This window comes from Streptomyces sp. NPDC008238, assembly GCF_042956445.1.
Lineage (GTDB): Bacteria > Actinomycetota > Actinomycetes > Streptomycetales > Streptomycetaceae > Actinacidiphila.
Window position 1 is genome coordinate 149,003 of sequence record NZ_JBIBGK010000007.1, and the last position, 23,960, is coordinate 172,962.

At 70.5% G+C, this 23,960-nt stretch carries 19 protein-coding genes; 17 read left to right on the plus strand and 2 right to left on the minus strand.

Going from position 1 to position 23,960, the window contains the following annotated elements:
• The first annotated feature begins 251 nt into the window (after positions 1-251).
• The 13 genes from acnA to ACFZAU_RS17995 all read left to right on the plus strand — a co-directional run bounded on the left by acnA (position 252) and on the right by ACFZAU_RS17995 (position 17,703).
• Entirely contained in the window at positions 252-2,966 is a 2,715-nt protein-coding gene (acnA, locus tag ACFZAU_RS17935; protein WP_500552924.1) for an aconitate hydratase AcnA, read from the plus strand.
• Positions 2,967-3,232: 266 nt separating this feature from the next.
• Positions 3,233-4,627 carry an N-acetylglucosamine/diacetylchitobiose ABC transporter substrate-binding protein gene (gene ngcE, locus ACFZAU_RS17940; protein ID WP_500553041.1) on the plus strand — a complete coding sequence of 465 codons (1,395 nt, stop codon included), beginning with the start codon at positions 3,233-3,235 and terminating at the stop codon, positions 4,625-4,627.
• A gap of 101 nt (positions 4,628-4,728) precedes the next feature.
• A complete protein-coding gene (locus ACFZAU_RS17945; protein WP_500552925.1) occupies positions 4,729-5,661 on the plus strand; it encodes a carbohydrate ABC transporter permease in 933 nt (310 codons plus the stop codon).
• 16 nt (positions 5,662-5,677) lie between these two features.
• Complete coding sequence (locus ACFZAU_RS17950; RefSeq protein ID WP_500552926.1) at positions 5,678-6,613, plus strand: carbohydrate ABC transporter permease; 936 nt, start codon at positions 5,678-5,680, stop codon at positions 6,611-6,613.
• Between the two features lie 226 nt (positions 6,614-6,839).
• Positions 6,840-8,036 (plus strand): ROK family transcriptional regulator, encoded by a 1,197-nt coding sequence (locus ACFZAU_RS17955; protein ID WP_499601743.1) that lies wholly within the window; start codon positions 6,840-6,842, stop codon positions 8,034-8,036.
• Between the two features lie 146 nt (positions 8,037-8,182).
• Positions 8,183-9,286 (plus strand): sugar ABC transporter substrate-binding protein, encoded by a 1,104-nt coding sequence (locus ACFZAU_RS17960; RefSeq protein WP_500552927.1) that lies wholly within the window; start codon positions 8,183-8,185, stop codon positions 9,284-9,286.
• 187 nt (positions 9,287-9,473) lie between these two features.
• Positions 9,474-10,262 (plus strand): ATP-binding cassette domain-containing protein, encoded by a 789-nt coding sequence (locus ACFZAU_RS17965; protein ID WP_500552928.1) that lies wholly within the window; start codon positions 9,474-9,476, stop codon positions 10,260-10,262.
• Entirely contained in the window at positions 10,259-11,557 is a 1,299-nt protein-coding gene (locus ACFZAU_RS17970) for a sugar ABC transporter permease (RefSeq protein WP_499601739.1), read from the plus strand. The genes ACFZAU_RS17965 and ACFZAU_RS17970 overlap by 4 nt, the downstream gene beginning before the upstream one ends.
• 136 nt (positions 11,558-11,693) lie before the next feature.
• Positions 11,694-13,619, plus strand: a complete 1,926-nt coding sequence (dxs, locus tag ACFZAU_RS17975) for a 1-deoxy-D-xylulose-5-phosphate synthase (protein WP_500552929.1) — start codon at positions 11,694-11,696, stop codon at positions 13,617-13,619.
• 147 nt (positions 13,620-13,766) lie between these two features.
• Positions 13,767-15,278, plus strand: a complete 1,512-nt coding sequence (locus tag ACFZAU_RS17980; protein WP_500552930.1) for an amino acid permease — start codon at positions 13,767-13,769, stop codon at positions 15,276-15,278.
• A 37-nt stretch (positions 15,279-15,315) separates the two neighbouring features.
• Positions 15,316-16,935: an ArnT family glycosyltransferase gene (locus tag ACFZAU_RS17985; protein ID WP_500552931.1), complete on the plus strand. Its 1,620-nt coding sequence runs from the start codon at positions 15,316-15,318 to the stop codon at positions 16,933-16,935.
• Between the two features lie 45 nt (positions 16,936-16,980).
• Positions 16,981-17,430 (plus strand): hypothetical protein, encoded by a 450-nt coding sequence (locus ACFZAU_RS17990; RefSeq protein ID WP_500552932.1) that lies wholly within the window; start codon positions 16,981-16,983, stop codon positions 17,428-17,430.
• Between the two features lie 33 nt (positions 17,431-17,463).
• Positions 17,464-17,703, plus strand: coding sequence for a hypothetical protein (locus tag ACFZAU_RS17995; protein ID WP_500552933.1), 240 nt, complete (start codon positions 17,464-17,466; stop codon positions 17,701-17,703).
• Between the two features lie 70 nt (positions 17,704-17,773).
• Here the strand turns inward: ACFZAU_RS17995 and ACFZAU_RS18000 are convergent, their stop codons facing one another.
• Complete coding sequence (locus ACFZAU_RS18000) at positions 17,774-18,181, minus strand: NTP pyrophosphohydrolase (RefSeq protein WP_500552934.1); 408 nt, start codon at positions 18,179-18,181, stop codon at positions 17,774-17,776.
• Positions 18,182-18,310: 129 nt separating this feature from the next.
• Here ACFZAU_RS18000 and ACFZAU_RS18005 point away from each other — a divergent pair, with 129 nt between their 5' ends.
• The 3 genes from ACFZAU_RS18005 (at position 18,311) to ACFZAU_RS18015 (ending at position 21,365) form a co-directional block, all read left to right on the plus strand.
• On the plus strand, positions 18,311-19,048 hold the full coding sequence (locus ACFZAU_RS18005) for a DsbA family protein (RefSeq protein WP_500552935.1): 738 nt from the start codon (positions 18,311-18,313) through the stop codon (positions 19,046-19,048).
• 89 nt (positions 19,049-19,137) lie between these two features.
• The gene (locus ACFZAU_RS18010; RefSeq protein ID WP_500552936.1) at positions 19,138-20,409 is read left to right on the plus strand and encodes a peptidoglycan-binding protein; all 1,272 of its coding nucleotides are present in this window, start codon (positions 19,138-19,140) and stop codon (positions 20,407-20,409) included.
• The gene (locus ACFZAU_RS18015; protein WP_500552937.1) at positions 20,406-21,365 is read left to right on the plus strand and encodes an SPFH domain-containing protein; all 960 of its coding nucleotides are present in this window, start codon (positions 20,406-20,408) and stop codon (positions 21,363-21,365) included. The genes ACFZAU_RS18010 and ACFZAU_RS18015 overlap by 4 nt, the downstream gene beginning before the upstream one ends.
• Before the next feature lie 3 nt (positions 21,366-21,368).
• Here ACFZAU_RS18015 and ACFZAU_RS18020 read toward each other — a convergent pair whose 3' ends face one another.
• Entirely contained in the window at positions 21,369-22,457 is a 1,089-nt protein-coding gene (locus ACFZAU_RS18020; protein ID WP_500552938.1) for an LCP family protein, read from the minus strand.
• 173 nt (positions 22,458-22,630) lie between these two features.
• On the opposite strand from ACFZAU_RS18020, the gene ACFZAU_RS18025 reads away from it, so the two are divergent.
• Complete coding sequence (locus ACFZAU_RS18025) at positions 22,631-23,761, plus strand: PLL family lectin (protein ID WP_500552939.1); 1,131 nt, start codon at positions 22,631-22,633, stop codon at positions 23,759-23,761.
• Positions 23,762-23,960: the final 199 nt, after the last annotated feature.

Below are 23,960 nucleotides of genomic sequence, written 5' to 3' on the forward strand. Positions count from 1 at the left end.
CCAGGGCCCTGCGGCCGGCGGCGTGGCACGCCCGTCCCGGCGGGGAGGGCGTGATGCCGCACACAGGCGGCCCAGCGCATGACCCGGCAGCGGTGATGTATTAGAGTTATCTCGACATCGAGATATCTGCCAAGGCGCACCGCTGCCGCCAGAGGTAAGGCTCGCCTTACTTAGCCTTACCTTAGCGGATCGGCCAGGGGTCGAAGCGGCAGCATTGCGGTGGTACGCGCAAAGTTACGAAGGAGACTGTCGTGTCGGCGAACAGCTTCGACGCCCGCAGCACCCTGCAGGTGGGCGACGAGTCGTACGAGATCTTCCGGCTGGACAAGGTCGAAGGCGCCGCGCGCCTCCCTTACAGCCTGAAGGTGCTGCTGGAGAACCTGCTCCGCACCGAGGACGGCGCGAACATCACCGCCGACCACATCCGCGCGCTCGGCGGCTGGGACTCCCAGGCCCAGCCGAGCCAGGAGATCCAGTTCACGCCGGCCCGTGTGATCATGCAGGACTTCACCGGTGTGCCGTGCGTGGTCGACCTCGCCACCATGCGCGAGGCCGTCAAGGAACTGGGCGGCGACCCGTCCCGCATCAACCCGCTGGCCCCGGCCGAGCTGGTCATCGACCACTCCGTGATCGCCGACAAGTTCGGCACCCCGGACTCCTTCGCGCAGAACGTGGAGCTGGAGTACGGCCGCAACAAGGAGCGCTACCAGTTCCTGCGCTGGGGCCAGACCGCGTTCGACGAGTTCAAGGTCGTCCCGCCGGGCACCGGCATCGTCCACCAGGTCAACATCGAGCACCTGGCCCGCACGGTGATGGTCCGGAACGGCCAGGCGTACCCCGACACCCTCGTCGGCACCGACTCGCACACCACCATGGTCAACGGCCTCGGCGTCCTGGGCTGGGGCGTCGGCGGCATCGAGGCCGAGGCCGCCATGCTCGGCCAGCCGGTCTCCATGCTGATCCCGCGCGTCGTGGGCTTCAAGCTGACCGGCGAGCTCCCCGCCGGCACCACCGCGACCGACCTCGTACTGACCATCACCGAGATGCTGCGCAAGCACGGTGTGGTCGGCAAGTTCGTCGAGTTCTACGGCGAGGGCGTCGCGGCCACCTCGCTCGCCAACCGCGCCACCATCGGCAACATGTCGCCGGAGTTCGGTTCCACCGCGGCGATCTTCCCGATCGATGCGGAGACCATTAACTACCTGAAGCTGACCGGCCGTTCGGAGCAGCAGCTCGCGCTCGTCGAGGCGTACGCCAAGGAGCAGGGCCTGTGGCTGGACCCGGCCGCCGAACCGGACTTCTCCGAGAAGCTGGAGCTCGACCTCTCCACGGTCGTCCCGTCCATCGCCGGCCCGAAGCGCCCGCAGGACCGCATCGTCCTCGCCAACGCCGCCGAGCAGTTCAAGAGCGACGTGCGCAACTACGTGGACGACGCCGACGAGGCGGGCAAGGAGTCCTTCCCGGCCTCCGACGCCCCGGCCGCCACCAACGGCGTCCCGACCCGCCCGACCGTGGTCACCGCCCCCGACGGCTCGACCTACGAGATCGACCACGGCGCCGTCACCGTCGCCGCGATCACCTCCTGCACCAACACCTCGAACCCGTACGTGATGGTCGCCGCCGCGCTGGTGGCCAAGAAGGCGGTCGAGAAGGGCCTGAGCCGCAAGCCGTGGGTGAAGACCACGCTCGCCCCGGGCTCCAAGGTCGTCATGGACTACTACGACCGCGCGGGCCTCACCCCGTACCTCGACAAGATGGGCTTCAACCTCGTCGGGTACGGCTGCACCACCTGCATCGGCAACTCCGGCCCGCTGCCGGACGAGGTCTCCAAGGCCGTCAACGACCACGACCTGGCGGTCACCTCGGTCCTGTCGGGCAACCGCAACTTCGAGGGCCGGATCAACCCGGACGTCAAGATGAATTACCTGGCGTCCCCGCCGCTGGTCGTCGCGTACGCCATCGCCGGCTCGATGAAGGTGGACATCACCAAGGACGCCATCGGCACCGACACCGAGGGCAAGCCGGTCTACCTCCAGGACATCTGGCCCTCCGAGCAGGAGGTCAACGAGGTCGTCGCCTCCGCGATCGGCCAGGACATGTTCAGCACCTCCTACCAGGACGTCTTCGCCGGCGACGCCCAGTGGCAGTCGCTGCCGATCCCGACCGGCAACACCTTCGAGTGGGACCCGCAGTCCACCTACGTCCGCAAGCCCCCGTACTTCGAGGGCATGGCCATGGAGCCGGCCCCGGTCACCGACATCGCCGGTGCCCGCGTGCTGGCCAAGCTGGGCGACTCGGTCACCACCGACCACATCTCCCCGGCGGGCGCGATCAAGGCCGACACCCCGGCCGGCACGTACCTCACCGAGCACGGTGTGGAGCGCCGCGACTTCAACTCCTACGGCTCCCGCCGTGGCAACCACGAGGTCATGATCCGCGGTACGTTCGCCAACATCCGCCTGCGCAACCAGATCGCGCCGGGCACCGAGGGCGGCTTCACCCGCGACTTCACGCAGGAGGGCGGCCCGGTCTCCTTCATCTACGACGCGTCGCAGAACTACCAGGCCGCCGGCACCCCGCTGGTCGTCCTGGCTGGCAAGGAGTACGGCTCCGGCTCGTCCCGCGACTGGGCCGCGAAGGGCACCGCGCTGCTGGGCGTCAAGGCCGTCATCGCCGAGTCGTACGAGCGCATCCACCGCTCGAACCTGATCGGCATGGGCGTGCTGCCGCTGCAGTTCCCCGAGGGCGCCTCGGCGGACTCCCTGGGCCTGACCGGTGAGGAGACCTTCTCGTTCTCCGGCGTCACCGAGCTCAACGACGGCACCACCCCGCGCACCGTCAAGGTGACGACCGACACCGGCGTCGAGTTCGACGCCGTGGTCCGCATCGACACCCCCGGTGAGGCGGACTACTACCGCAACGGCGGCATCATGCAGTACGTCCTGCGCTCCCTGATCCGCAAGTAAGGCTCACGGCCGCCGGGCACGACGAACGGGCCCGCACCCCTGCCGGGGGTGCGGGCCCGTTCGCGTTACCGGCAGGTCTCAACTAGGGAAAGCTGTCCGTCAAAAGCGCGCATGACCTTGCCCACCTCGCGGGAAGTGGACTATACCTGTCGGCGTCCAGGAGGCCCGCTGAACGCGGGCTTGCGCGGGGGGAACGACGGGTGCGTGGCCCGTGCACAGATTCAACTCCGCACCGCATGGGTCCTGGAGAAGGTGAGGACTTGAGCATGAGATCCGACGTCAACCGGCGCGATCTGATCAAGCGGGCTGCAGCTGTGGGCCTGTTGGCCGCTCCCGCCGCGGGTCTGCTGAGTGCCTGTGCGTCCAGCGGCAGCGGCAACGACAAGGGCACGGCGAAGGGCGAGAAGTCCAAGGACAACCCGTTCGGTGTGGCCAACGACGCCCCTCTGGACGTCGTGATCTTCAAGGGCGGCTACGGCGACGCGTACGCCATCGAGTTCGAGAAGATCTACAAGAAGAGGTTCTCCGGGGCGAAGGTCAGCCACCTCGGCACCCAGGAGATCACCGGCAAGCTCCAGCCCCGCTTCAACGCAGGCAACCCGCCGGACGTCGTCGACGACTCCGGTGCCCAGCAGATCAAGCTGGACGTGCTCTACAAGAGCGGCCAGCTCACCGACCTCACCCCGCTGCTCGACGCGCCCTACATCGACGACCCGAGCAAGAAGATCAGGGACGTCCTGCAGCCCGGCACCGTCGAGATCGGCAGCTTCGACGACGGCAAGATGTACCAGCTCTCCTACATCTACACCGTGTGGGGCCTGTGGTACTCCGGCAAGCTCTTCAAGGAGAAGGGCTGGACCGCGCCGAAGACCTGGGCCGACTTCATGTCCCTCTCCGAGGAGATCAAGAAGTCGGGCATGGCCCCCTTCTGCCACCAGGGCAAGTACCCGTACTACATCAACATCGTGGTCATGGACCTGATCGCCAAGCACGGCGGTGCCGAGCTGGTGAAGCGGATCGACAGCCTCGACCCGACCGTGTGGGACGAGGACGCCGCCAAGGTGGCCGTCGAGTCGGTCTACCAGATCGCCGACAAGGGCTACCTGCTCCCCGGCACCAACGGCATGACCCACATCGAGTCCCAGACCGCCTGGAACGAGGGCAAGGCAGCCTTCATCCCCTGCGGTTCGTGGCTGGAGAACGAGCAGCTGAAGGCCACCCCCTCGGACTTCGAGATGACCTTCCTGCCGATCCCCTCGCTGGACGGCGACAAGCTGCCCTTCGAGTCGATCCGGGCCGGCGCCGGTGAGCCCTTCATCGTCCCGAAGAAGGCCAAGAACCAGGCCGGCGGCCTGGAGTTCCTGCGGATCATGCTCACCAAGGAAGCGTCGAGCAAGTTCGCCCAGACGGCCAACTCGCTGACCGTGCTCAAGGACGGCGTCGGCTCCGACGTCCAGCTGCGCCCGGGCACCAAGTCCACCGTCACGGCGCTCACGGCGGCCGGCAGCAACGTCTTCAACTACAACTACATCAACACGCAGAGCGCCTTCGACACGGACGTGCAGAACGCCAGCGCCGAGTTGATGGCCAAGCGCATCAAGCCCGCCGACTGGCTCAAGCGGGTCAAGGCGGCGGCCGAGAAGGCCAAGAAGGGCTCTTAGTTCAGACCGGCCCTTGCGCACCGGGGCCCCGGTGCCCCCTGATGGTCCGGGGGCGTTCGGGGCCCCGGTGCGACGGTCTACCCGATGGCAGGAGCAGCGCCATGCGTTACCGCAAGTACCCGTTCATCGCGGGATTCCTCTTCCTTCCGGTCGTGCTCTACGTCGTCTTCGTGATCTGGCCGTACCTCCAGACGTTCGGGTATTCCCTGACGGACTGGTCCGGGCAGTCCCAGGAGATGAACTTCGTCGGCCTGGATAACTACACGAAGCTCTTCGGGGACCACGTATTCCTGCAGGCGCTCCAGCACAACGTGCTGCTGCTGGTGTTCCTGCCGGTGATCACGATCCTGCTGGCGCTCTTCTTCGCCTTCATGCTCAACGTGGGCGGCCGCGGCGGCACCACGGGCGTCCGGGGAGTACGCGGATCGGCCTTGTACAAGGTCGTCTTCTTCTTCCCCCAGGTGCTTTCCGTCGCCATTCTCGTGGTGCTCTTCCAGGCGGTGTACCGCAGTGACGGAAGCGGCCTCCTGAACGGCGTCCTGATCAAACTGCACCTCCAGGACCCGAACGCCCCGGTCGAATGGCTGAACAGCCCCAACCTGGTGATGTGGTGCCTGCTCGGCGTGCAGATCTGGGCCGGTGTCGGTTTCTACCTGGTGCTCTTCTCGGCGGCCATGCAGTCCGTTCCGAAGGACATCTACGAGGCCGCGCTGCTGGACGGCGCGGGCCGCCTGCAGACCTTCTTCAAGGTGACGCTCCCGCTGCTGTGGGACAGCGTTCAGACGGCCTGGGTGTACCTCGCGATCGCCGCGATGGACTTCTTCGTACTGGCCTCGGTCCTCACCCCGGGATCGAATTTCGGCGGCGGTCCCGACTACCACGGTGAGGTCATGGCGACCTACCTGATGCGCAACTTCCTCACCTTCGGGAAGAGCGGCTACGCCTGCGCCATGGGCGTCGTCATCCTCTTCCTCACCCTGATCCTTTCCGCCATCGCGCTGCGGGTCTCCCGCCGCGACCGCATCGAGTACTGAGCGGGGAGCGCATCCCATGGCCACTCCCATCAAGCAGCCCACCCCGGTCCCGGTCTTCAAGGGCCGGCCCACCGTCATCGGCAGCAAGAAGACGGACCAGGAACGTTCCGCCGACGGCGGCACGACCCTCAACGTGTTCTCCCACGGATTCCTGGTCCTGTGGGGCGTGATGATCGTCCTGCCGCTGGCGTGGATCGTCCTCGGCTCCTTCAAGAACAACACGGAGATCGGCGCGAGCGCCTGGTCCTGGCCCTCGCAGTGGTCGTTCGACGCGTTCTCCCGGGCCTGGGAGAAGGGCATCGGCGACTTCTTCGTGAACACCGTGATCGTGCTGGTGTTCTCGGTGCCGCTGACCATGCTGCTGGGCTCGATGACGGCGTACGTGCTGGCGCGCTACGAGTTCCCCGGCAACCGGATCATCTTCTACCTGTTCGTCGGCGGGGCGATGTTCCCGGTGTACCTCGCCCTGGTGCCGCTGTTCTTCATGGTCAGCAACCTGGGCATGCTCAACACCTACCAGGGCCTGATCCTGGTCTACGTCGCCTATTCGCTGCCCTTCACCGTCTTCTTCATGCATTCCTTCTTCAGGACCCTGCCCACGGCGGTGCACGAGGCGGCCATGATCGACGGCTGCTCCCATTCCCGGGCCTTCTTCCAGGTCATGCTCCCGATGGCGAAGCCGGGCCTGATCAGCGTGGGCATATTCAACGTGCTGGGGCAGTGGAACCAGTACATCCTGCCGATGACCCTCATGCAGCAGCAGTCCAGCAGCGACCCGGACCGCTCGATGCTGGCCCAGGGCCTGGTCAACCTGGCGCAGCAGCAGGGGTACTCCGGTGACTACCCGGCGCTCTTCGCGGGCATGACCATCGCGATGCTGCCGGTGCTCGTGGTCTACCTCTCCTTCCAGCGGCAGGTGCAGGCGGGTCTGACGGCCGGCACCTTGAAGTAACGGGAAGGTCACTCCACGTGGCCGCCGTCCGGTCGTCCGGACGGCGGAGCGGAAGCGGTCCCGCCGTATGCGGGGCCGCTTCTGGATTTTTCGGGCATACCGCCAGCGGTCTGGTTCTGCCCCTTGACGGGAAGCGAGCCTAAAGGCTTGCTTAGAGTTCACATGTTGTAGACGACGGGGTCTCATCGGCGTGGCTCCCGTCCGGTTCGGCAGGAGTGGAATGGTCGTGGAGACTCCGGGATCCCAGTCGTCGCTGCACCGGGCCAACCTCGAGCGGGTGGTCCGGGCCGTACGCCTCGCGGGTTCGCTGACGCAGGCGGAGATCGCCCGTACGACGGGGCTGTCCGCCGCGACGGTCTCCAACATCGTCCGCGAGTTGCGCGACAACGGGACCGTACAGGTCACCCCCACCTCCTCGGGAGGGCGCAGGGCCCGCGCGGTGGCGCTGTCGGGCGACGCGGGCGTCGTCGTCGGCGTCGACTTCGGGCACTCCCACCTGCGGGTCGCGGTCGGCAACCTGGCCCACCAGGTGCTCGCCGAGCAGTCCGAGCCGATCGACGTGGACGCCTCGGCCTCCGAGGGCTTCGACCGGGCCGAGCAGCTGGTCGCGCGGCTGATCGAGTCCAGCGGCATCGACGCCGACAAGGTGATCGGCGTCGGCCTCGGCGTCCCGGGCCCGATCGACGTGGAGACCGGCGCGCTGGGGTCCACCGCCATCCTGCCGGGGTGGGGCGGCATCAACCCGCGCCAGGAACTCGCCGAGCGGCTGCGCATGCCGGTCCAGGTGGACAACGACGCCAACCTCGGCGCCCTCGGCGAGCTGGTCTGGGGCGGCGGCCGCGGCGTGAAGGACCTGGCGTACATCAAGGTGGCCAGCGGCGTGGGCGCCGGGCTGGTGATCGACGGCCGCATCTACCGCGGCCCCGGCGGCACCGCCGGCGAGATCGGCCACATCACGCTGGACGAGTCCGGTCCGGTCTGCCGCTGCGGCAACCGCGGTTGCCTGGAGACCTTCACCGCCGCCCGGTACGTGCTGGACCTGCTGCGCGGCAGCCACGGCCCCGACCTCACCCTGGCGCGCATGGTGCAGCTGGGCCGCGAGGGCGACCCGGGCTGCCGCCGGGTCATCGCGGACGTCGGCCGGCACATCGGCATGGGCGTCGCCAGCCTCGCCAACCTCTTGAACCCGAGCCGGGTGGTGCTCGGCGGTGACCTCGCGGAGGCGGGGGAGCTGGTCCTGGCGCCGATAAGGGAGTCCGTGGCGCGGTACGCGATCCCCAGCGCCGCCCGCCGCCTCTCGGTCGTCGCAGGGGGCCTGGGGGCCCGCGCTGAGGTGCTGGGCGCGCTGGCGCTGGCCCTCAGCGAGGTAGGGGATTCATCCCTTTTGGATGCTAATGTTCCGGCAGCGGTTGCTGTGCCGTAGAGATCACTCTGCGTTCATCTAGATAACGAAACGCACCGTTGCCATCTCGTTAAGTATTTACTTCTTGACGTCAAGGCTGTAGCCGAGTTGACTCACGCTCACCTCGGCCGCAGTCTCTTGCGGCCCTGTCAGGGAGGCAACCCCACATGAACGCAATGATGCGTCGCGTCGTGATCGGCACCGCGGCCGTCTCCATGGCCCTTTCCGTTGCTGCGTGCGGCAAGGCCGGCGACGACAAGGCGGACGGCGGCAGCAGCAGCACCGGCAGCAAGAGCAAGACCATCGGTCTGCTGCTTCCCGACAGCGTCACCGCGCGTTACGACAAGTTCGACAAGCCGCTGTTCGAGGCGAAGGTCAAGGAGCTGTGCGCCGACTGCGACGTACAGTACGCGAACGCCGCGGGTGACTCCGGCAAGCAGGCCCAGCAGGTCTCCACCATGATCACCAAGGGTGTCAAGGTGATCGTGATCAGCGCGCAGGACGCCGCTGCCATCAAGACCTCGGTCCAGTCCGCCGTCGACAAGGGCATCAAGGTCATCGCGTACGACCGCCTCGCCCAGGGTCCGGTCTCCGCGTACGTCTCCTTCGACAACGAGAAGGTCGGCGAGCTGCAGGGCCAGGCGCTCCTCGACTCGCTCGGCGCCAAGGCCAAGCCGTCGGCGAACGTCGTCATGATCAACGGTGACGACGCCGACCCGAACGCCGCGATGTTCAAGGCCGGCGCCCACAAGGTGCTCGACGGCAAGGTCAAGATCGCCTACGAGCAGAGCGGTCTGTGGAAGGACACCGTCGCCAACCAGAAGATGACGGCGGCCATCACGCAGCTCAAGGCCAAGAACATCGCGGGCGTCTACGCCGCCAACGACGGCATGGCCGGCGGCATCGCCACCGCCCTCAAGGGCGCCGGCATCAGCGGCATCCCGCTGACCGGTCAGGACGCCGAACTCGCGGGCATCCAGCGGATCATCGCGGGCACGCAGTCCAGCACGGTCTACAAGGCGTTCAAGCCCGAGGCCGACGCCGCCGCCCAGCTCGCGGTCAACCTGATCGAGGGCAAGGACATCTCGTCCCTGGCCACGACCTCGCTGACCAGCGGCTCCGGTGACAAGGTCCCGTCGCAGCTGCTGACCCCGGTCTCCGTGACCAAGGCCAACGTCAACGACACGGTCATCGCGGACAAGCTGTACTCCGTCGCCGAGATCTGCACGGCCGAGTTCGCCGACGCCTGCAAGGCCGCCGGCATCCAGTAACACGGCAGGTCCTCCCTCCGGAGGCCGCCACGCGAACCTGTCCGGTGCCCGCCCCGTCCAACAGACCCCGCTGACGGGGCGGGCGCCGGACGGACAGTTCGTTTCCGTTCATGTAAAGCTGTGCAGTTTGCACAAAACTCCGCGCCCCTCCAAGCGCGGCATCCCCGCCGGTCAGGCGGCGAAGGAGATGGTTCACGTGTCCGCTACGCCCGTGCTGGCGTTGCGCGGAGTCTCCAAGCGATTCGGTGCAGTCCAGGCACTCACCGATGTCGACCTGGAGGTCCATGCCGGTGAGGTCGTCGCGCTCGTCGGCGACAACGGCGCAGGTAAGTCGACCCTGGTCAAGACGATCGCGGGTGTCCACCCCATCGATGAAGGCGTCATCGAGTGGGAGGGCGAGCCGGTCAGCATCAACAAGCCGCACGACGCCCAGGGCTTCGGAATCGCGACGGTCTACCAGGACCTCGCGCTCTGCGACAACCTCGACGTCGTCGCCAACCTCTACCTCGGCCGCGAGATCAAGCGCGCCAGCGTGATCGACGAGGTCACCATGGAGGCCCGGTCCAGGGAGCTGCTGAGCACCCTGTCGATCCGCATCCCCAGCGTGCGCATCCCGATCGCCAGCCTCTCGGGTGGTCAGCGACAGGTCGTGGCCATCGCGCGCGCCCTGATCGGCGACCCCAAGCTGGTCATCCTCGACGAGCCGACCGCCGCCCTCGGCGTGGAGCAGACGGCCCAGGTGCTCGACCTGGTGGAGCGGCTGCGTCAGCGCGGCCTCGCCGTCATCCTCATCAGCCACAACATGGTGGACGTCAAGGCCGTCGCCGACAAGGTGGCGGTACTGCGGCTCGGTCGCAACAACGGCGTGTTCGACGTCAAGAGCACGTCCCAGGAAGAAATCATCTCCGCGATCACGGGCGCCACGGACAACGCCGTGACCCGCCGTCAGGCGCGGCGCACGGAGGATGCAAAGTGAGCGACACGTCGAAGACCGTAAAGCAGGACGCGGCGGCAGCGGTCGAGGACGCGTCCTCGGCTGCGGTGCCCGTGGTCGACCCGCGTCTGCTCGTCCGTGAAGAGGGCTTCAAGGGCTACATCACGGAGTTCAAGCGCAAGGTGCGCGGCGGTGAGCTCGGCTCGCTGCCGGTCATCATCGGCCTGATCATCATCTGGACCGTCTTCCAGACCCAGTCCAGCAACTTCCTGACCGCCGGCAACCTGGCCAACATCGGCTTCTTCCTGGCGGCCACCGGCATGCTCGCCGTCGGCCTGGTCTTCGTGCTGCTGCTCGGCGAGATCGACCTGTCGGTGGGCTCGGTCAGCGGTCTGGCGTCCTCGCTCTTCGCGATCCTGGCGACCACCCACGGGATGAACCCGTGGCTCGCCCTGATCCTGACGATCCTGACCGGCATCCTCATCGGTGCCCTGCACGGCTGGTTCTTCGCGAAGATCGGCGTCCCCGCGTTCGTCGTCACCCTCGCCGGCTTCCTCGGCTGGAACGGCCTGATGCTGCAGCTGCTCGGCGACAGCGGAAGCCTCTCCATCCAGGACACGGGCCCGCTGCACATCCTGGGCCAGCAGTCCTTCTTCCTCGACCAGGACATCGCCGGCGCCTACCTGCTGGCGGGCCTCGGCACGGTGGCCATGCTCGCCGGATCGCTCATCGAGCAGCGCCGCCGTCGCGCCGCCGGTGTCCCGTTCCGGCCCACCAGCGAGATCGCGCTCCGTGTCGGCGCCCTCGCGGTGGTCTCGTTCGTCGTCGCCTACGTGCTGAACCAGGCGAGCGGTGTCCCCAACGCGCTGGTCATCTTCCTGGCGGCCCTGGTCATCACCGACTTCGTGCTCCGCCGCACCTCCTACGGCCGCAAGATCTTCGCGGTCGGCGGTGGCATCGAGGCGGCCCGCCGGGCCGGCATCAACGTCGCCATGATCCGCATCTCCGTGTTCGCCATCTCCGGTGCGTTCGCGGCGATCGGCGGTCTGTTCTTCGCCGCCCAGACCTACACCGCCTCGCTCGGCGCGGGTGGCGGCAACTACCTGATGCTGGCCATCGCGGCCGCGGTCATCGGCGGCACCAGCCTCTTCGGCGGCCGCGGCACCGTCTGGTCCGCCCTGCTCGGCATGCTGGTCATCCAGTCCATCCAGACCGGCCTGGACCTGCTCAACATGAACACCGCACTGCAGTACATGATCACCGCCGCGGTGCTCCTCGCCGCCGTGGTCATCGACTCGGTGTCCCGCAAGAGCCAGAAGGCCGCCGGCCGCGGCTGACGGTTCTCATCGCACCAGTGGCGTGACGTGCCCGGCGCAGGGAAGATCATCCCAGCGCCGGGCACAGGTGTGTGCGGAGCTGGAAACGCGAACACATACACTCGGGTAACCGGCAAGCGACAACAAGGAGGCACGGGTGGCGCTGCTGACCCGTATCAAGGGACCGCGCGACCTCGACCGGCTCAGCCCGGAGCAGCTGGTCGAGCTGGCAGGCGAGATCCGTACCTTCCTGGTCGACGAGGTCTCCAAGACGGGCGGGCACCTGGGGCCGAACCTCGGTGTCGTCGAACTCACCGTCGCCCTCCACCGGGTCTTCGACTCGCCGAAGGACAAGGTGCTGTGGGACACCGGACACCAGTCCTACGTCCACAAGCTGCTCACCGGCCGTCAGGACTTCTCCAAGCTCAAGGGCAAGGGCGGCCTGTCCGGCTACCCCTCGCGCGCCGAGTCCGAGCACGACGTCATCGAGAACAGCCACGCCTCCACGGTGCTGGGCTGGGCCGACGGCCTGGCCAAGGCCAACGAGCAGCTCGGCAAGCGCGACCACACCGTCGCCGTCATCGGTGACGGCGCCCTGACGGGCGGCATGGCCTGGGAGGCGCTGAACAACATCGCCGCCGCCAAGGACCGCCCGCTGGTCATCGTCGTCAACGACAACGAGCGCTCCTACGCGCCCACCATCGGCGGCCTCGCCAACCACCTCGCCACGCTGCGCACCACCGACGGCTACGAGCGCTTCCTCACCCGCACCAAGGAACTGCTGGAGCGCACCCCCGTCATCGGCCAGCCGCTGTACGAGACCCTGCACGGCGCCAAGAAGGGCTTCAAGGACTTCATCGCCCCGCAGGGCATGTTCGAGGACCTGGGCCTGAAGTACGTCGGCCCGATCGACGGCCACGACCTCGCCGCCCTGGAGTCCGCGCTGCAGCGCGCCAAGCGCTTCGGCGGCCCGGTCATCGTCCACTGCCTGACGGAGAAGGGCCGCGGCTACACCCCCGCCCTGGAGGACGAGGCCGACCGCTTCCACGCCGTCGGCAAGATCCACCCCGACACCGGCCTGCCCATCGCCGCCTCGGGCGCGGACTGGACCTCGGTCTTCGCCGAGGAGATGGTCAAGCTCGGCAAGGAGCGCAAGGACATCGTCGCCATCACGGCCGCGATGCTCCAGCCCGTCGGTCTCGACAAGTTCGCCAAGGCCTTCCCGGACCGCGTCTACGACGTCGGCATCGCCGAGCAGCACGCCGCCGTGTCGGCGGCGGGCCTGGCCACCGGTGGCCTGCACCCGGTGGTCGCCGTCTACGCGACCTTCCTCAACCGCGCCTTCGACCAGGTGCTGATGGACGTCGCGCTCCACAAGTGCGGCGTCACCTTCGTCCTGGACCGCGCCGGCATCACCGGCACCGACGGCGCCTCGCACAACGGCATGTGGGACCTGTCGATCCTCCAGGTCGTGCCCGGCCTGCGGATCGCCGCCCCCCGCGACGCCGACCAGGTGCGCGCCCAGCTGCGCGAGGCCGTGGCCGTCGAGGACGCCCCGACCGTGGTCCGCTACTCCAAGGGCGCGGTCGGCCCGGCGGTCAAGGCCGTCGGCAAGGTCGGCGGGATGGACGTGCTGCGAGCGGCCAAGACCGAGGGCGAGGACCGGCCGGACGTCCTGCTGGTCTCCGTCGGCGCGCTCGCCCCGATGTGCCTGGAGATCGCCGACCTGCTCGACGCCCAGGGCATCACCACCACCGTCGTCGACCCCCGCTGGGTCAAGCCCGTCGACGAGGCCCTGCCCGGCCTCGCGGCCGGCCACCGGGTCGTCGTCACGGTCGAGGACAACGGACGGGTGGGCGGGGTCGGCTCCGCCGTCGCCCAGGCCCTGCGCGACGCGAACGTGGACGTGCCGCTGCGCGACTTCGGCATCCCGCAGGAGTTCCTCGACCACGCCGGCCGCAAGGAGGTCATGGCCGAGATCGGCCTGACCGCCCCGGACATCGCGCGTCAGGTGACGGGCCTCGTCAGCCGGCTCGAGGGCCGCTACGCGGACGAGCCGGCGCCGCAGGTCGCGAGCGACTGACGCCCGCCTCCCCGCCTCGGCACCACCGGGCCGGGCGACACCCTTACGGGTGATCGCCCGGCCCTTCTGTTGATGTGTAGGCGCGCCAGATCCGGTCACAAGCATCAGCGGATGCTGTGATGCAGGGACAACTGTGGAGGTGCGCCGGTGGACGTGGGCGGTAACGCTACGAGGGGACGGAGCGGCTTCTTCCGTACCAAATCGGTCGAGGATTCCCTGAGGGACACGCAGGAGCCGGAGCACGCGCTCAAGAAGTCGCTGTCCGCCCTCGACCTCACGGTCTTCGGCGTCGGCGTCATCATCGGCACCGGCATCTTCGTCCTCACGGGCAAGGTGGCGAAGGAGAACGCGGGCCCGGCGGTCGCCCTGTCCTTCGTCGCCGCCGGCGTCGTCTGCGCGCTCGCCGCCCTGTGCTACGCCGAGTTCGCCTCCACCGTGCCGGTGGCCGGGTCCGCGTACACCTTCTCCTTCGCGACGCTCGGCGAACTGCCCGCCTGGATCATCGGCTGGGACCTGGTGCTGGAACTGGCGCTGGGCTCCGCGGTGGTCGCGGTCGGATGGTCGGGGTACCTGCGCTCGATCATGGACAACTGGGGCTGGCACCTGCCGTCGGTGCTGTCCGGCGGCCAGCAGGACGGCTTCCACTTCGACCTGCTGGCCTTCCTGCTGGTGGCCGCGCTGACCGCCATCCTGGTCGCCGGGATGAAGCTCTCGGCCCGGGTGACCTCCGTGGTGGTCGCCATCAAGCTGACCGTGGTGCTCATCGTGATCGTCGTGGGCGCGTTCTTCATCAAGGGCCACAACTACACGCCGTTCGTCCCGCCCGCCGTGCGGTCCGAGGGCGCGGAGGCCGGCATCAAGGCCCCGCTCATCCAGCTGATCTCGGGCTTCACGCCGTCCCAGTTCGGCATCATGGGCATCTTCACCGCCGCGGCCGTGGTCTTCTTCGCCTACATCGGCTTCGACATCGTCGCCACCGCCGCGGAGGAGACCAAGAACCCGCAGCGGGACGTGCCGCGCGGCATCCTCGGCTCGCTGCTGATCTGCACCGTGCTGTACGTCGCCGTCTCCATCGTCGTCACCGGCATGCAGCACTACTCCCAACTCACCGTGGACGCGCCGCTGGCCGACGCGTTCAAGGCCGTGGGCCACCCCTTCTGGGCCGGGCTGATCGCCTTCGGCGCCGTGGTGGGCCTGACGACGGTCTGCATGATCCTGCTGCTGGGGCAGAGCCGGGTCTTCTTCGCGATGAGCCGCGACGGACTGCTGCCGCGCTTCTTCTCCCAGGTGCACCCCACGCGGGGCACGCCGTACCGCTCGACGATCCTGCTCGGCGGCATCGTCGCGATCGTCGCGGGCTTCACCACCATCGAGGAACTGGCCGAGCTGGTGAACATCGGCACCCTGTTCGCCTTCGTCGTCGTCGCCATCGGCGTCGTGGTGCTCCGCCGCACCCGCCCCGACCTGCCGCGCTCCTTCCGCACCCCGTTCGTGCCGTGGCTGCCCGCGGTGTCGGTGCTCGCCACGCTGTGGCTGATGCTCAACCTGCCGGCCGAGACCTGGCTGCGGTTCGCCGTCTGGATGGCCATCGGCTTCCTCGTCTACTTCCTGTACGGCTACCGGCACAGCCGGGTGCGCGGGCCGGCCCGGCAGGGCTGAGCTGACGCGGCCGGAGGGCGGCCGGTACGTTGGGCGCGTGCCGACCCGCCCCGAGACCGCCCGCGCCGACGCGCCCGCGCTCCCGGAAGAGCGGTCGGGCGCGTCGGCGAACCGGGTGCCCTCGGCGTTCCCCCGGTTCTCCTGGCCCGTGCTGCTCCCGCTGCTGACGCTTCTCGCGGCCCTGGTCCACTCGCCCTCCTTCGTGCGCCCGGTCTGGAACCCCGACGAGGGGTTCCTGGCGACCCAGGCACGGGTGCTCGCCTCCGGCGGTGTGCTCTACGACACCGTCGTGGACCGCAAGCCCCCCTTCCTGCCCTGGCTGTACCAGGGCGCGTTCGCGCTCTTCGGCGACGGGTCGCTGTGGCCCCTGCGGGTGGCCGCGGTCGCCGCGCACGTCGTGACCGCGGCGCTGCTCGTCTCCCTCGCCCGGCGCCGCTGGGGCGACCGGTGGGGCGCGGCCGCCGGGTTCTGCTACCTGCTGCTGTCCGTCGGGCTGGCGCCCGAGGACACCCAGGCGGCCACCTTCGAGGTCTTCACCCTGCCGTGGACGGCCGCCGCCGTGCTGTGCGCCGACCGCGGCCGCTGGGGTGCGGCGGGGGTGGCGGTGGCCGGGGCGGCGCTGACCAAGCAGACCGGCGCGGTGGTGCTCCTCCCGGTGGTCTGGATGCTGTGGCGGACCCACCGGGGGAGCCCGGCCGCGCCCGCGGGTGCGTGGGGCAGGCTGGCGGCGGGGTGCGCGCTACCCGTGGCGGCCGTGGCCGCGGCGACCGGCGTGGGGCGCTTCGTCTTCTGGACGGTCACCGGGTCCGGCGCCTACATCTCGCCCGAGGGCGCCTGGCTGCTCGCGGCCGGGCGCGGGCTCGGCAACGCCGCGATCCTCACGGCGGCCGGGGCGGGGCTCGTCCTGCCGGCCCTCTGGATCGCCGCGCGGCGGCGGGCCGGTGCCGGGGTCGAGCTGTGGGTCTGGCTCGGCGCGTCGGCCGTCGCCGTCGTGGCGGGCTTCCAGTTCTACGGCCACTACTACCTGCAACTGCTGCCCCCGCTCACGCTCGTCGGGATCGCCGCGCTGCGCCGGCTGCCGGCGCGCGGGCCCGCCAGGAAGGCCGCCGCCGTGTGGACGGTGCTGGCGGCGGCCGCCTTCACCGGCTGGGGCTTCACGGCCCCGCGCGCCGAACTCGACCACGCCCGGGCCGTCGCCGCCGCGATCCGCGCCCACACCGACGCGGACGGGACGGTCCTGGTCTGGGGCATGCACCCGGAGCACTACTGGCTCTCCGGACGCGCACCGGCCGGTCGCTTCCTCACCGCGGGATTCCTCACCAACTTCAGCGGCGGCCGAGGCGGGGCCCGGGTCGGCGAGGAGTACGCCGTGCCGGGCGCCTGGGCGGACTTCCGCCGGGAGTTCGCCGCCGCGCCCCCGGCCGTCGTCGTCGACGACTCCCGGGGCGCGCCCTACGGCGCGGCGCACATCCCCGGCCTGCGCGCTCTCCTCGACGGGGGCGGCTACGAGCGCGTCGCCACCGCGGACGGCGCCGTGCTCTACGCCCGGCCCGGGCGCGGCCAGGGGCTGTCCGATGGGTCGTGTGGGCTGATCAGGGCCGTGGCGTACGGGAGCTCGTCACCAATCCGCCAACCGCCCCTTGCGTCGGCCGGTTGAGGAAATTGGTCGCGGTGGATCAGGCGGATGCGGTGATACTCCCGCATGAGTAGAGATGCCGAGGTCATCGTGCTCGCCCGTTGGTCGGGCGAGGTCATGGAACCGCTGACCCGGGACGATCCAGAACGCACGTGGCAAGGCCGCTTCGTCCCGATAGCGGGGCAGTGGGGCTACGAGTTCGGATGGGCCCTGGAGTTCGAGAAGATGCGTGCCCGCAAGGGCCTGCTCAAGCACCTGGAGTCGCTGCCGTGGCCGTATCCGCATACGGTGCAAGTTCTGCTCCGCGACCAGGACGACGACTGCTTCGGGCTCTGGATGTTCCATGAGGACCGACTGGTGGAGGTCGCCATTGCGCGCACCGAGCGTTTCCACCGGCCGGCACCGCCCAATGAGGACTTCGAACCCGACCCGGGCTTGCTGCTGCGCACCGACCAGGACACGGCCCTGCCCGAGCAGACCCCGGAGGCACGCCGCGACACCCGCCCACCCTGGTAGAAGTGTTCACCGGGTCCGAGGGGGTGGAACACGGTGTTCGTCGAGATCGTCCTTGCGGGGCTGCCCATCGACCGGGACGAGGTCGAGGAGGCGTTGGAGGCAGCGTTCGGCTCGGACGGGGAGATCACGGGTGCGGGCAGCGGGGAGGGGCGTTGCCATCTCGACCTCGAGATCGAGGGGTACCTCGATCGCGGCGCGGCACTGGAACGGGTTCGTTCCGTGCTGGTCGGGCTCGACGTGCTGCAGTACGCGACGTTGAACGTCGGCGACTGATCACGCGGCGAGCGGTCGCCCCCGACGGGGCGGGCCGGGCCACGGCGGCCCTGTGCGGTCGGAGCACCGGTCAGGGGCGTACCGAGCGGGGCCCGGCGACGGACGCGCCGTGGGCGGTCACCCGGCGGCGCAGTTCGCGGTCGGCCGTCACGACCAGGCACGGCCGTTCCGGGGCCCGGGCGGCGACGAGTTCGGCGACGAGGTCGTCACCGCTGCCGCGGGCCGCCTCGACCCGTACCCCCGGCACGGGGGCCACGTTCCGGGCCGCGCCCTCGACGACGAGCACGATGTCGAGCGGCGCCCGCCGGGCCCACTCCGGTACGTCCGCGCGTTCGGGAAGCCCGGTCCGGGCCAGGGCGGCCAGGGCGTCGCGTACGCGTTCCGTCGCCCCGTGCCGGTCCCGCCACCACCCGTCGGGCACGGACCCCACGGTGTTGGCGGCGTCGACCACGACCAGGGGCGCTGTCCCACCGTTCACCGGCCCACCCTCCCACAACGGGCCCGGGGCGGGTCGGGCGCCGTCGCGAGGACACCGCCCCGGCGGTGCCCGCCGCCCGAGGCCGTACCCCCCACGGGGCGCGGTCGTACGCGGTGGTAGAAAGTCCCGGTGAAGCAGACGAAGTCCAAGCGCTGGCGGTCCTACATCGGGACGGTGATCGTCCTGGGTGTGGTGTTCGGGGGCTCCGCCGTCCTCGGGGCGCATGTGCGCAGTGAGAAGCAGCACGAGGTCAAGGCGCCGACCGGCGCCGCGGGCGACGAGCGGCTGGCGGTGCCGGTGCGGCCGTCCGAGCTGCCGGTGACGCTGACCGTGTACGAGGACCTGCGCAGCCCGGAGTCGAAGGCCTTCGCCTCCGAGTACGCGGACACCCTGGCCAAGCTGGTGGCCACCGGCCAGGTCGGCATCGACTACCGCCTGGTGACGCCGACCGACGTCGCGGACGGCGGCACCGGCTCCCTGGCCGCGGCGAACGCGGCCGCGTGCGCGCAGGACGTGGGCCGGTTCCAGGAGTTCGTGGCGCAGGTGTGGGACGCCCAGCCCGTCGACGCCCGGGACGACCCGTTCACCAGCGACACGTTCCTGAAGGGCCTGGCGAAGAAGGCCGGCGGCGTCGACGAGACGCACTTCGTCCCGTGCGTGCAGGGCGGGGACCACGACGGGTGGGTGCGACGCTCGCAGGAGGAGTTCGCCGCGGCCGGGTTCACCTCCACGCCCGTCGTGCAGGTGAACGGCGAGACCGTCACCGACGCCGCGGGCGGCGCGTCCGGGCTCACCCCCGAGCGGCTGACGCAGCTGGTCGACAAGGCCGTCGCCGAGGTCGTGGACAGCACCACCGCGAACGGCTGACCACACCGTCCACTGTCATTCCATCAGATTTACGTGGGAATCGGGTAATAAGGGCATGTGGCACTCGATCGCGAGGAGTGGTGGTGCACATGTCCACACCGGTGTTCGACGAGGTCGGGCCGCAGCCGGGCTGCGTCTGTGAGGACTGCGCCCGGCGGCGGCTGATCCGGTCGGCGATCCGTGGCACGCCCCCGTGCGTGCCACCGGCCGCCGCCCCCGCCGCGCTGGTCGTGCTGGCCACCGCCGGCGCGGCCGTGATGGCGCCCGCCGCCGTGGCCGCCCCCGCGGAGGACGCGGGCCAGGCCGCGTCCGCCGGGCGGACCGAGCAGGCGCAGCCCGACCTGGCCGGCGCCGCGGCACCGCTCCGGCTGACCCGCGATCAGATCCTGGAGCGGGCCCGGGACTGGATCGACGCCGGCGTCCCCTACGACATGCGCCGCCGCTGGCGGGACGGCTACCGGCAGGACTGCTCCGGCTTCGTCTCCATGGCCTGGGGCCTGGGCACCAGCCAGTGGACCGGTACGCTGCCCCGCTACGCCGAACGGATCGGCCGCGACGAGCTCGAACCCGGCGACATCCTGCTCTTCCACAACCCCCGCGACCCCGTCGACGGCTCCCACGTCACGATCTTCGGGGGCTGGGCGAACGCCGCGCACAGCCGCTACGTCGCCTACGAGGAGACCCGGCCGCGCGCCCGGGTGCGCACCACGCCGTACGCCTACTGGGACCACTCCAAGCGCTACGTCCCCTACCGCTACAAGTACCTGCGCGGCGAGGGCCTCGACGACTTGTACGACGACCTCTACGAGGACCTGGACGGCGACCTCGACCTCGGCGACCTGGCCGCCATGGCCTACCCGGGGAGCCGGACCTTCGGGCCCGGCGCCACCAACGGCTACGTCACCCGGCTCGGCAGGATGCTGCGGCAGCGCGGGGCGGGCGGGTACTACCACGACGGGCCGGGTCCCCACTGGAGCGACGCCGACCGCCTCGCCACCCGCGCCTTCCAGCGCGCCCAGGGCTGGAAGGGCGACCAGGCCGACGGCTTCCCGGGCCCCCTGACGTGGCGTTACCTCACCCAGGGCGCGGGGTCCGACATCGACGGCGGCCGCCCCGAGGCACCCCCCGCCTACCCCGGACTCGGCGGTTTCCGGCCCGGCCAGTCCGGGCCGCACGTGCTCGCGCTGGGACGCCGCCTGGTCGCCAAGGGCTTCGGCCGGTTCTACGCCAAGGGGCCCGGCCCCCGCTGGGGCGAGGCCGACCGGCGCGCGGTGGAGGCCTTCCAGCGCTCGCAGGGCTGGTCAGGCAGCCGGGCGGACGGCTACCCCGGACCCGAGACCTGGAGGCGGCTCTTCTCATGACGATCACCGCGCAAGGCGGCCCGGCCGAACTCCCCGTCCCCGCCCGGCCCCCAACCGCCCCCGCCGCCTCTCGCGGTCCGGCCGCCGCGGCACCACTGCCCGAGATCGCCGAGCGTCCGGGGCGCTGCCTGCCCGGCGGCGTCGCCGTGTGCACGGCCCTGGCGGCCGCCGGCGGCACGGCCGCGCTCCTGCTGGGCCCCGCCGGGTCCTCGCCCGCCGTCCGGGGCAGCGCGGTGGCCGTCCTCGCGGCGATCGTGGCGCTGGCCGCGCTCGGCCTGGCGCGGGGCCGCCCCGGCTCGGTCTGGATGCTGTCCCGGCACGGCGCCTACCGCGGCACCGTCCGCCGTACCGGCCTGCTGTGGTTCAGCCCGCTGCTCGTCCGGCGCCGCGTCGACACCAGCCTGCGCCACTGGCGCAGCAGCCCCATCGAGGTCACCGACGCCAACGGCACCCCGCTGCTCGCCACGGTCCTGGTGGTGTGGCGGGTGCGGGACACCGCGCGGGCCGCCTTCACCGTGCACGACCACGTCCGCTACCTGCGCGAGCAGGTCGAGGCCGCGGTCGCGCGCTGCGCGTCCCGGCTGCCCGCCGACGACTTCCGCGGCCCCGGTCCCACGCTGCGCGACACCGACCGCCTCGCGGACGACCTCACCAGGATCCTCGTCGAGGACCTGCGGCCGGTGGGCGTCGAGGTGTTCTCCGCCCAGCCCGTCCACGTCGGCTACGCCCCCTCCGTGGCCGCCGCCATGCGCCGCGCGCACGTCGCGGCACTCGACGCCCGCCACCGCCGGGCCGCCCTGGACGACGCCCTCAACGCCGTGGGCGAGACCGTGCGCGGTCTCCTCGACCGCGGCCTGGTCGACCTCGACGACTACGAACGCAAGGCGCTGGTACGGGACCTGACGGTCGCCTACTGCGCCGCCCGACCCCAGGAGGGCCCGACGCCCGGCGTGTGAGCCTCAGTTGGCGGTCGTGGACTCCAGCACCGACCGCGGGACCGGGGTGTCCTCCCGGATCGCCTTCCACAGGAGGGACGCCTGCGGTTCGGCGGCCACCACGCGGTTGGGGTCGACCTTGTCGTAGGCCACCGGCAGCATGATCGTGCGCAGGTTGCCGGGGTCGAGTCCCTTCAGGCTGCGGCCGAAGTCGGCCAGCTTCACCAGGGAGCCGAGCCCGGAGTCGGTCGTCAGGGACCTGGTGGCCGAGTCCGCGATCCGGTAGGCCTTGGCGGGGCTCCCGAGCAGGTCCTGCTGCTTGATCTCGTCGAGGGTCGCCAGCAGGAACTGCTGCTGCAGCCCGATGCGGCCGAGGTCGCTGCCGTCGCCGATGCCGTGCCGGGTGCGGACGAAGGCGAGGGACTCGGTGCCGTCGAGGCGGTGCGAGCCGGCCGCGAGGTCCAGGCCGCTGGAGGTGTCGTGGATGGTCTTGTCGACGGTGACCGTGACCCCGCCGAGTGAGTCCACCAGGTCCTTGAAACCGGCGAAGTCGACCTCGACGTAGTGGTCGATCCGCACGTCCGAGATCCGCTCGACGGTCTTCACCACGCAGGCCGGACCCGCCGTGGTGTAGACGGAGTTGAACATCACGCGCTTCGCGGACGGCAGCGTGCTCCCGTCGCGGGCCGTGCACTCGGGGCGGGTGACGAGGGTGTCCCGCGGGATGCTGACCGCGACCGCGCTCCTGCGGCCCTCGGGGATGTGAATGACCATGGCGGTGTCCGAGCGCGCGGTGCCGCCGGTGTTTCCGCCCGCCAGGCCCTTGTTGGCGCCGGAGCGGGAGTCGGAGCCGAGCACCAGGATGTCCTTGGCGCCGGTGGCGAGCTTCTCGGGCCGGTCGGGGCCGAGTTCCCGGTCCAGGTCGATGCTGGTCAGGTTGGAGTTGAGGTGCGCGTAGGCCCACCATGCGCCGCCACCGGCGAGCAGGACGAGGGCGAGGAGCGTCCAGACGACGATCCTGCGGATCCGCTGCCCGCGGGTGCGGGACCGGCGTCGGGCCGGCGGCGCGGTGACCGTTGCGGCCTCGTGGTCGGTGGCGACGGCGTGCGGCATGGAGTGCGGTGTCCTCTGGGTGCGCGGTCGGGGAACCGGTCGCGACGCACCGCGTCGCAGCCCTTCCCCCTCGTGATCGAGATCCGCGGAAGTGTAGCCTGCATGGATATCATGTGAACAACTGGGGTTCCGATCCGTGCGGACCCATGGGTCCGGAGGGGTGACCGCACGTCATGAGGGGTGCAGCGGCGCGCGCCGCGCGTGGACGGCGGGCCACCGGGGGGTCGGACCGGCACCCGGACGTCCCGGTCGCCGGAGAGGCCGCGACGGGTACGGCCGCCGGCACCTGGCTGGTGCGCGGCACCGACGGAAGGCTCACCGTCTACGCCCCCTGCCGGGACGGACTGCTCCGGTGGACGCAGACCACGGCGGGCGGCGACGGGTGGACGGGCCCGGACGTCATCGCCGCGACCGGCCTCACGCACCTGTCGGTGGCCCAGGGCGGGGACGCCTTCGTGCACTTCGTGGGCCGCCGCGAACGGCCGGGCGGTGACGGCCGGGTGACGGTGGACGTGGTGTACGCCCTGCAGTACCAGAGCGGACGTCCCACGACCGAGTGGGTGTCGGCGGGCAACCCGCACAAGGAGCCCGGGCGGGCCGCGCGGCTGGGCGTCCCGGCGGCCGCCGTCGATGCCTCGGGCACCGTCCACCTCTTCGTGCGCAACGCCGGAGGCGGCGTCATGCTGCGGCGCGAGGGCAAGGGCGGTGCATGGGAGCCCTGGCGTGATCTGCGGGGCACCGAGGTCGCGGAGGGGCTCGCGCCGGCGGCCACCGCGTCGGGCCGCGTCGAACTGGTGGCACCGGCCGCGGGTTCGGCCCTGCGCTGGGCCGGACAGGCGCCCGGCGGCGCGATGGAGCGGGCGTCGGACATCCGGCCCGCGCCGGTACCCGGGTCCGTCGCGGCCCTCGGGACCGCTCCGGACCGGATCACCTGGTTCTGGACCGACGCGGACGGCTCCGGGGTCGTGGCGCACCGGCCGGGCGGCTGGGTCTACCCGCTGGGCGGGGCCCCTGGGGACGGCGCGCACGCGGCGCTGCGCAGCACGCTCGACGGCTACGACTGCACGGTGCTGGCCCACCGGGGACGGAACGGCAACGCGGTGATCGGCGCGTACGTGACCGAGTCGGAGGGCGACGGGGTGGCGTGGACGGACACCGGTGTCCCGTGCCTGGGCGGACCGGCGCTCGCGCACGACGCGTACGGACGTGTGGTGCTCGCCGTGATCGGCACCGACGGCCGGCCGCGCCTCGCCCGGCAGCAAGAGGACGGCGGGCTGACGCTCTCGGAGTGGATCCGGATATGAGTGGTTTTGCGTTCCGGGTTTCGATTACGTGACAGACTTTGCGTTTTCAATAACTCGACCTGGACAGAGTGCGTGGGCCATGTAAACATTCCGTGAGGTCTGCGTTCGTGTGCGAGGGGGCTCGATGGCACGGACGGCCGTCGTGGGCTGCGTTCGCGACGGCGTGGGGCCGACGGCAGCGTGTGGAGACGGGTGCGCC

What these genes read in the sequence shown, in the direction of transcription:
- ngcE (WP_500553041.1), top strand. Translation starts at nt 3,233, where the DNA reads ATGAGATCCGACGTCAACCGGCGCGATCTGATCAAGCGGGCTGCAGCT.
- ACFZAU_RS17945 (WP_500552925.1), top strand. Translation starts at nt 4,729, where the DNA reads ATGCGTTACCGCAAGTACCCGTTCATCGCGGGATTCCTCTTCCTTCCG.
- ACFZAU_RS17950 (WP_500552926.1), top strand. Translation starts at nt 5,678, where the DNA reads ATGGCCACTCCCATCAAGCAGCCCACCCCGGTCCCGGTCTTCAAGGGC.
- ACFZAU_RS17960 (WP_500552927.1), top strand. Translation starts at nt 8,183, where the DNA reads ATGAACGCAATGATGCGTCGCGTCGTGATCGGCACCGCGGCCGTCTCC.
- ACFZAU_RS17965 (WP_500552928.1), top strand. Translation starts at nt 9,474, where the DNA reads ATGGTTCACGTGTCCGCTACGCCCGTGCTGGCGTTGCGCGGAGTCTCC.
- ACFZAU_RS17990 (WP_500552932.1), top strand. Translation starts at nt 16,981, where the DNA reads ATGAGTAGAGATGCCGAGGTCATCGTGCTCGCCCGTTGGTCGGGCGAG.
- ACFZAU_RS18010 (WP_500552936.1), top strand. Translation starts at nt 19,138, where the DNA reads ATGTCCACACCGGTGTTCGACGAGGTCGGGCCGCAGCCGGGCTGCGTC.
- ACFZAU_RS18015 (WP_500552937.1), top strand. Translation starts at nt 20,406, where the DNA reads ATGACGATCACCGCGCAAGGCGGCCCGGCCGAACTCCCCGTCCCCGCC.
- ACFZAU_RS18020 (WP_500552938.1), bottom strand. Translation starts at nt 22,457, where the DNA reads ATGCCGCACGCCGTCGCCACCGACCACGAGGCCGCAACGGTCACCGCG.
- ACFZAU_RS18025 (WP_500552939.1), top strand. Translation starts at nt 22,631, where the DNA reads ATGAGGGGTGCAGCGGCGCGCGCCGCGCGTGGACGGCGGGCCACCGGG.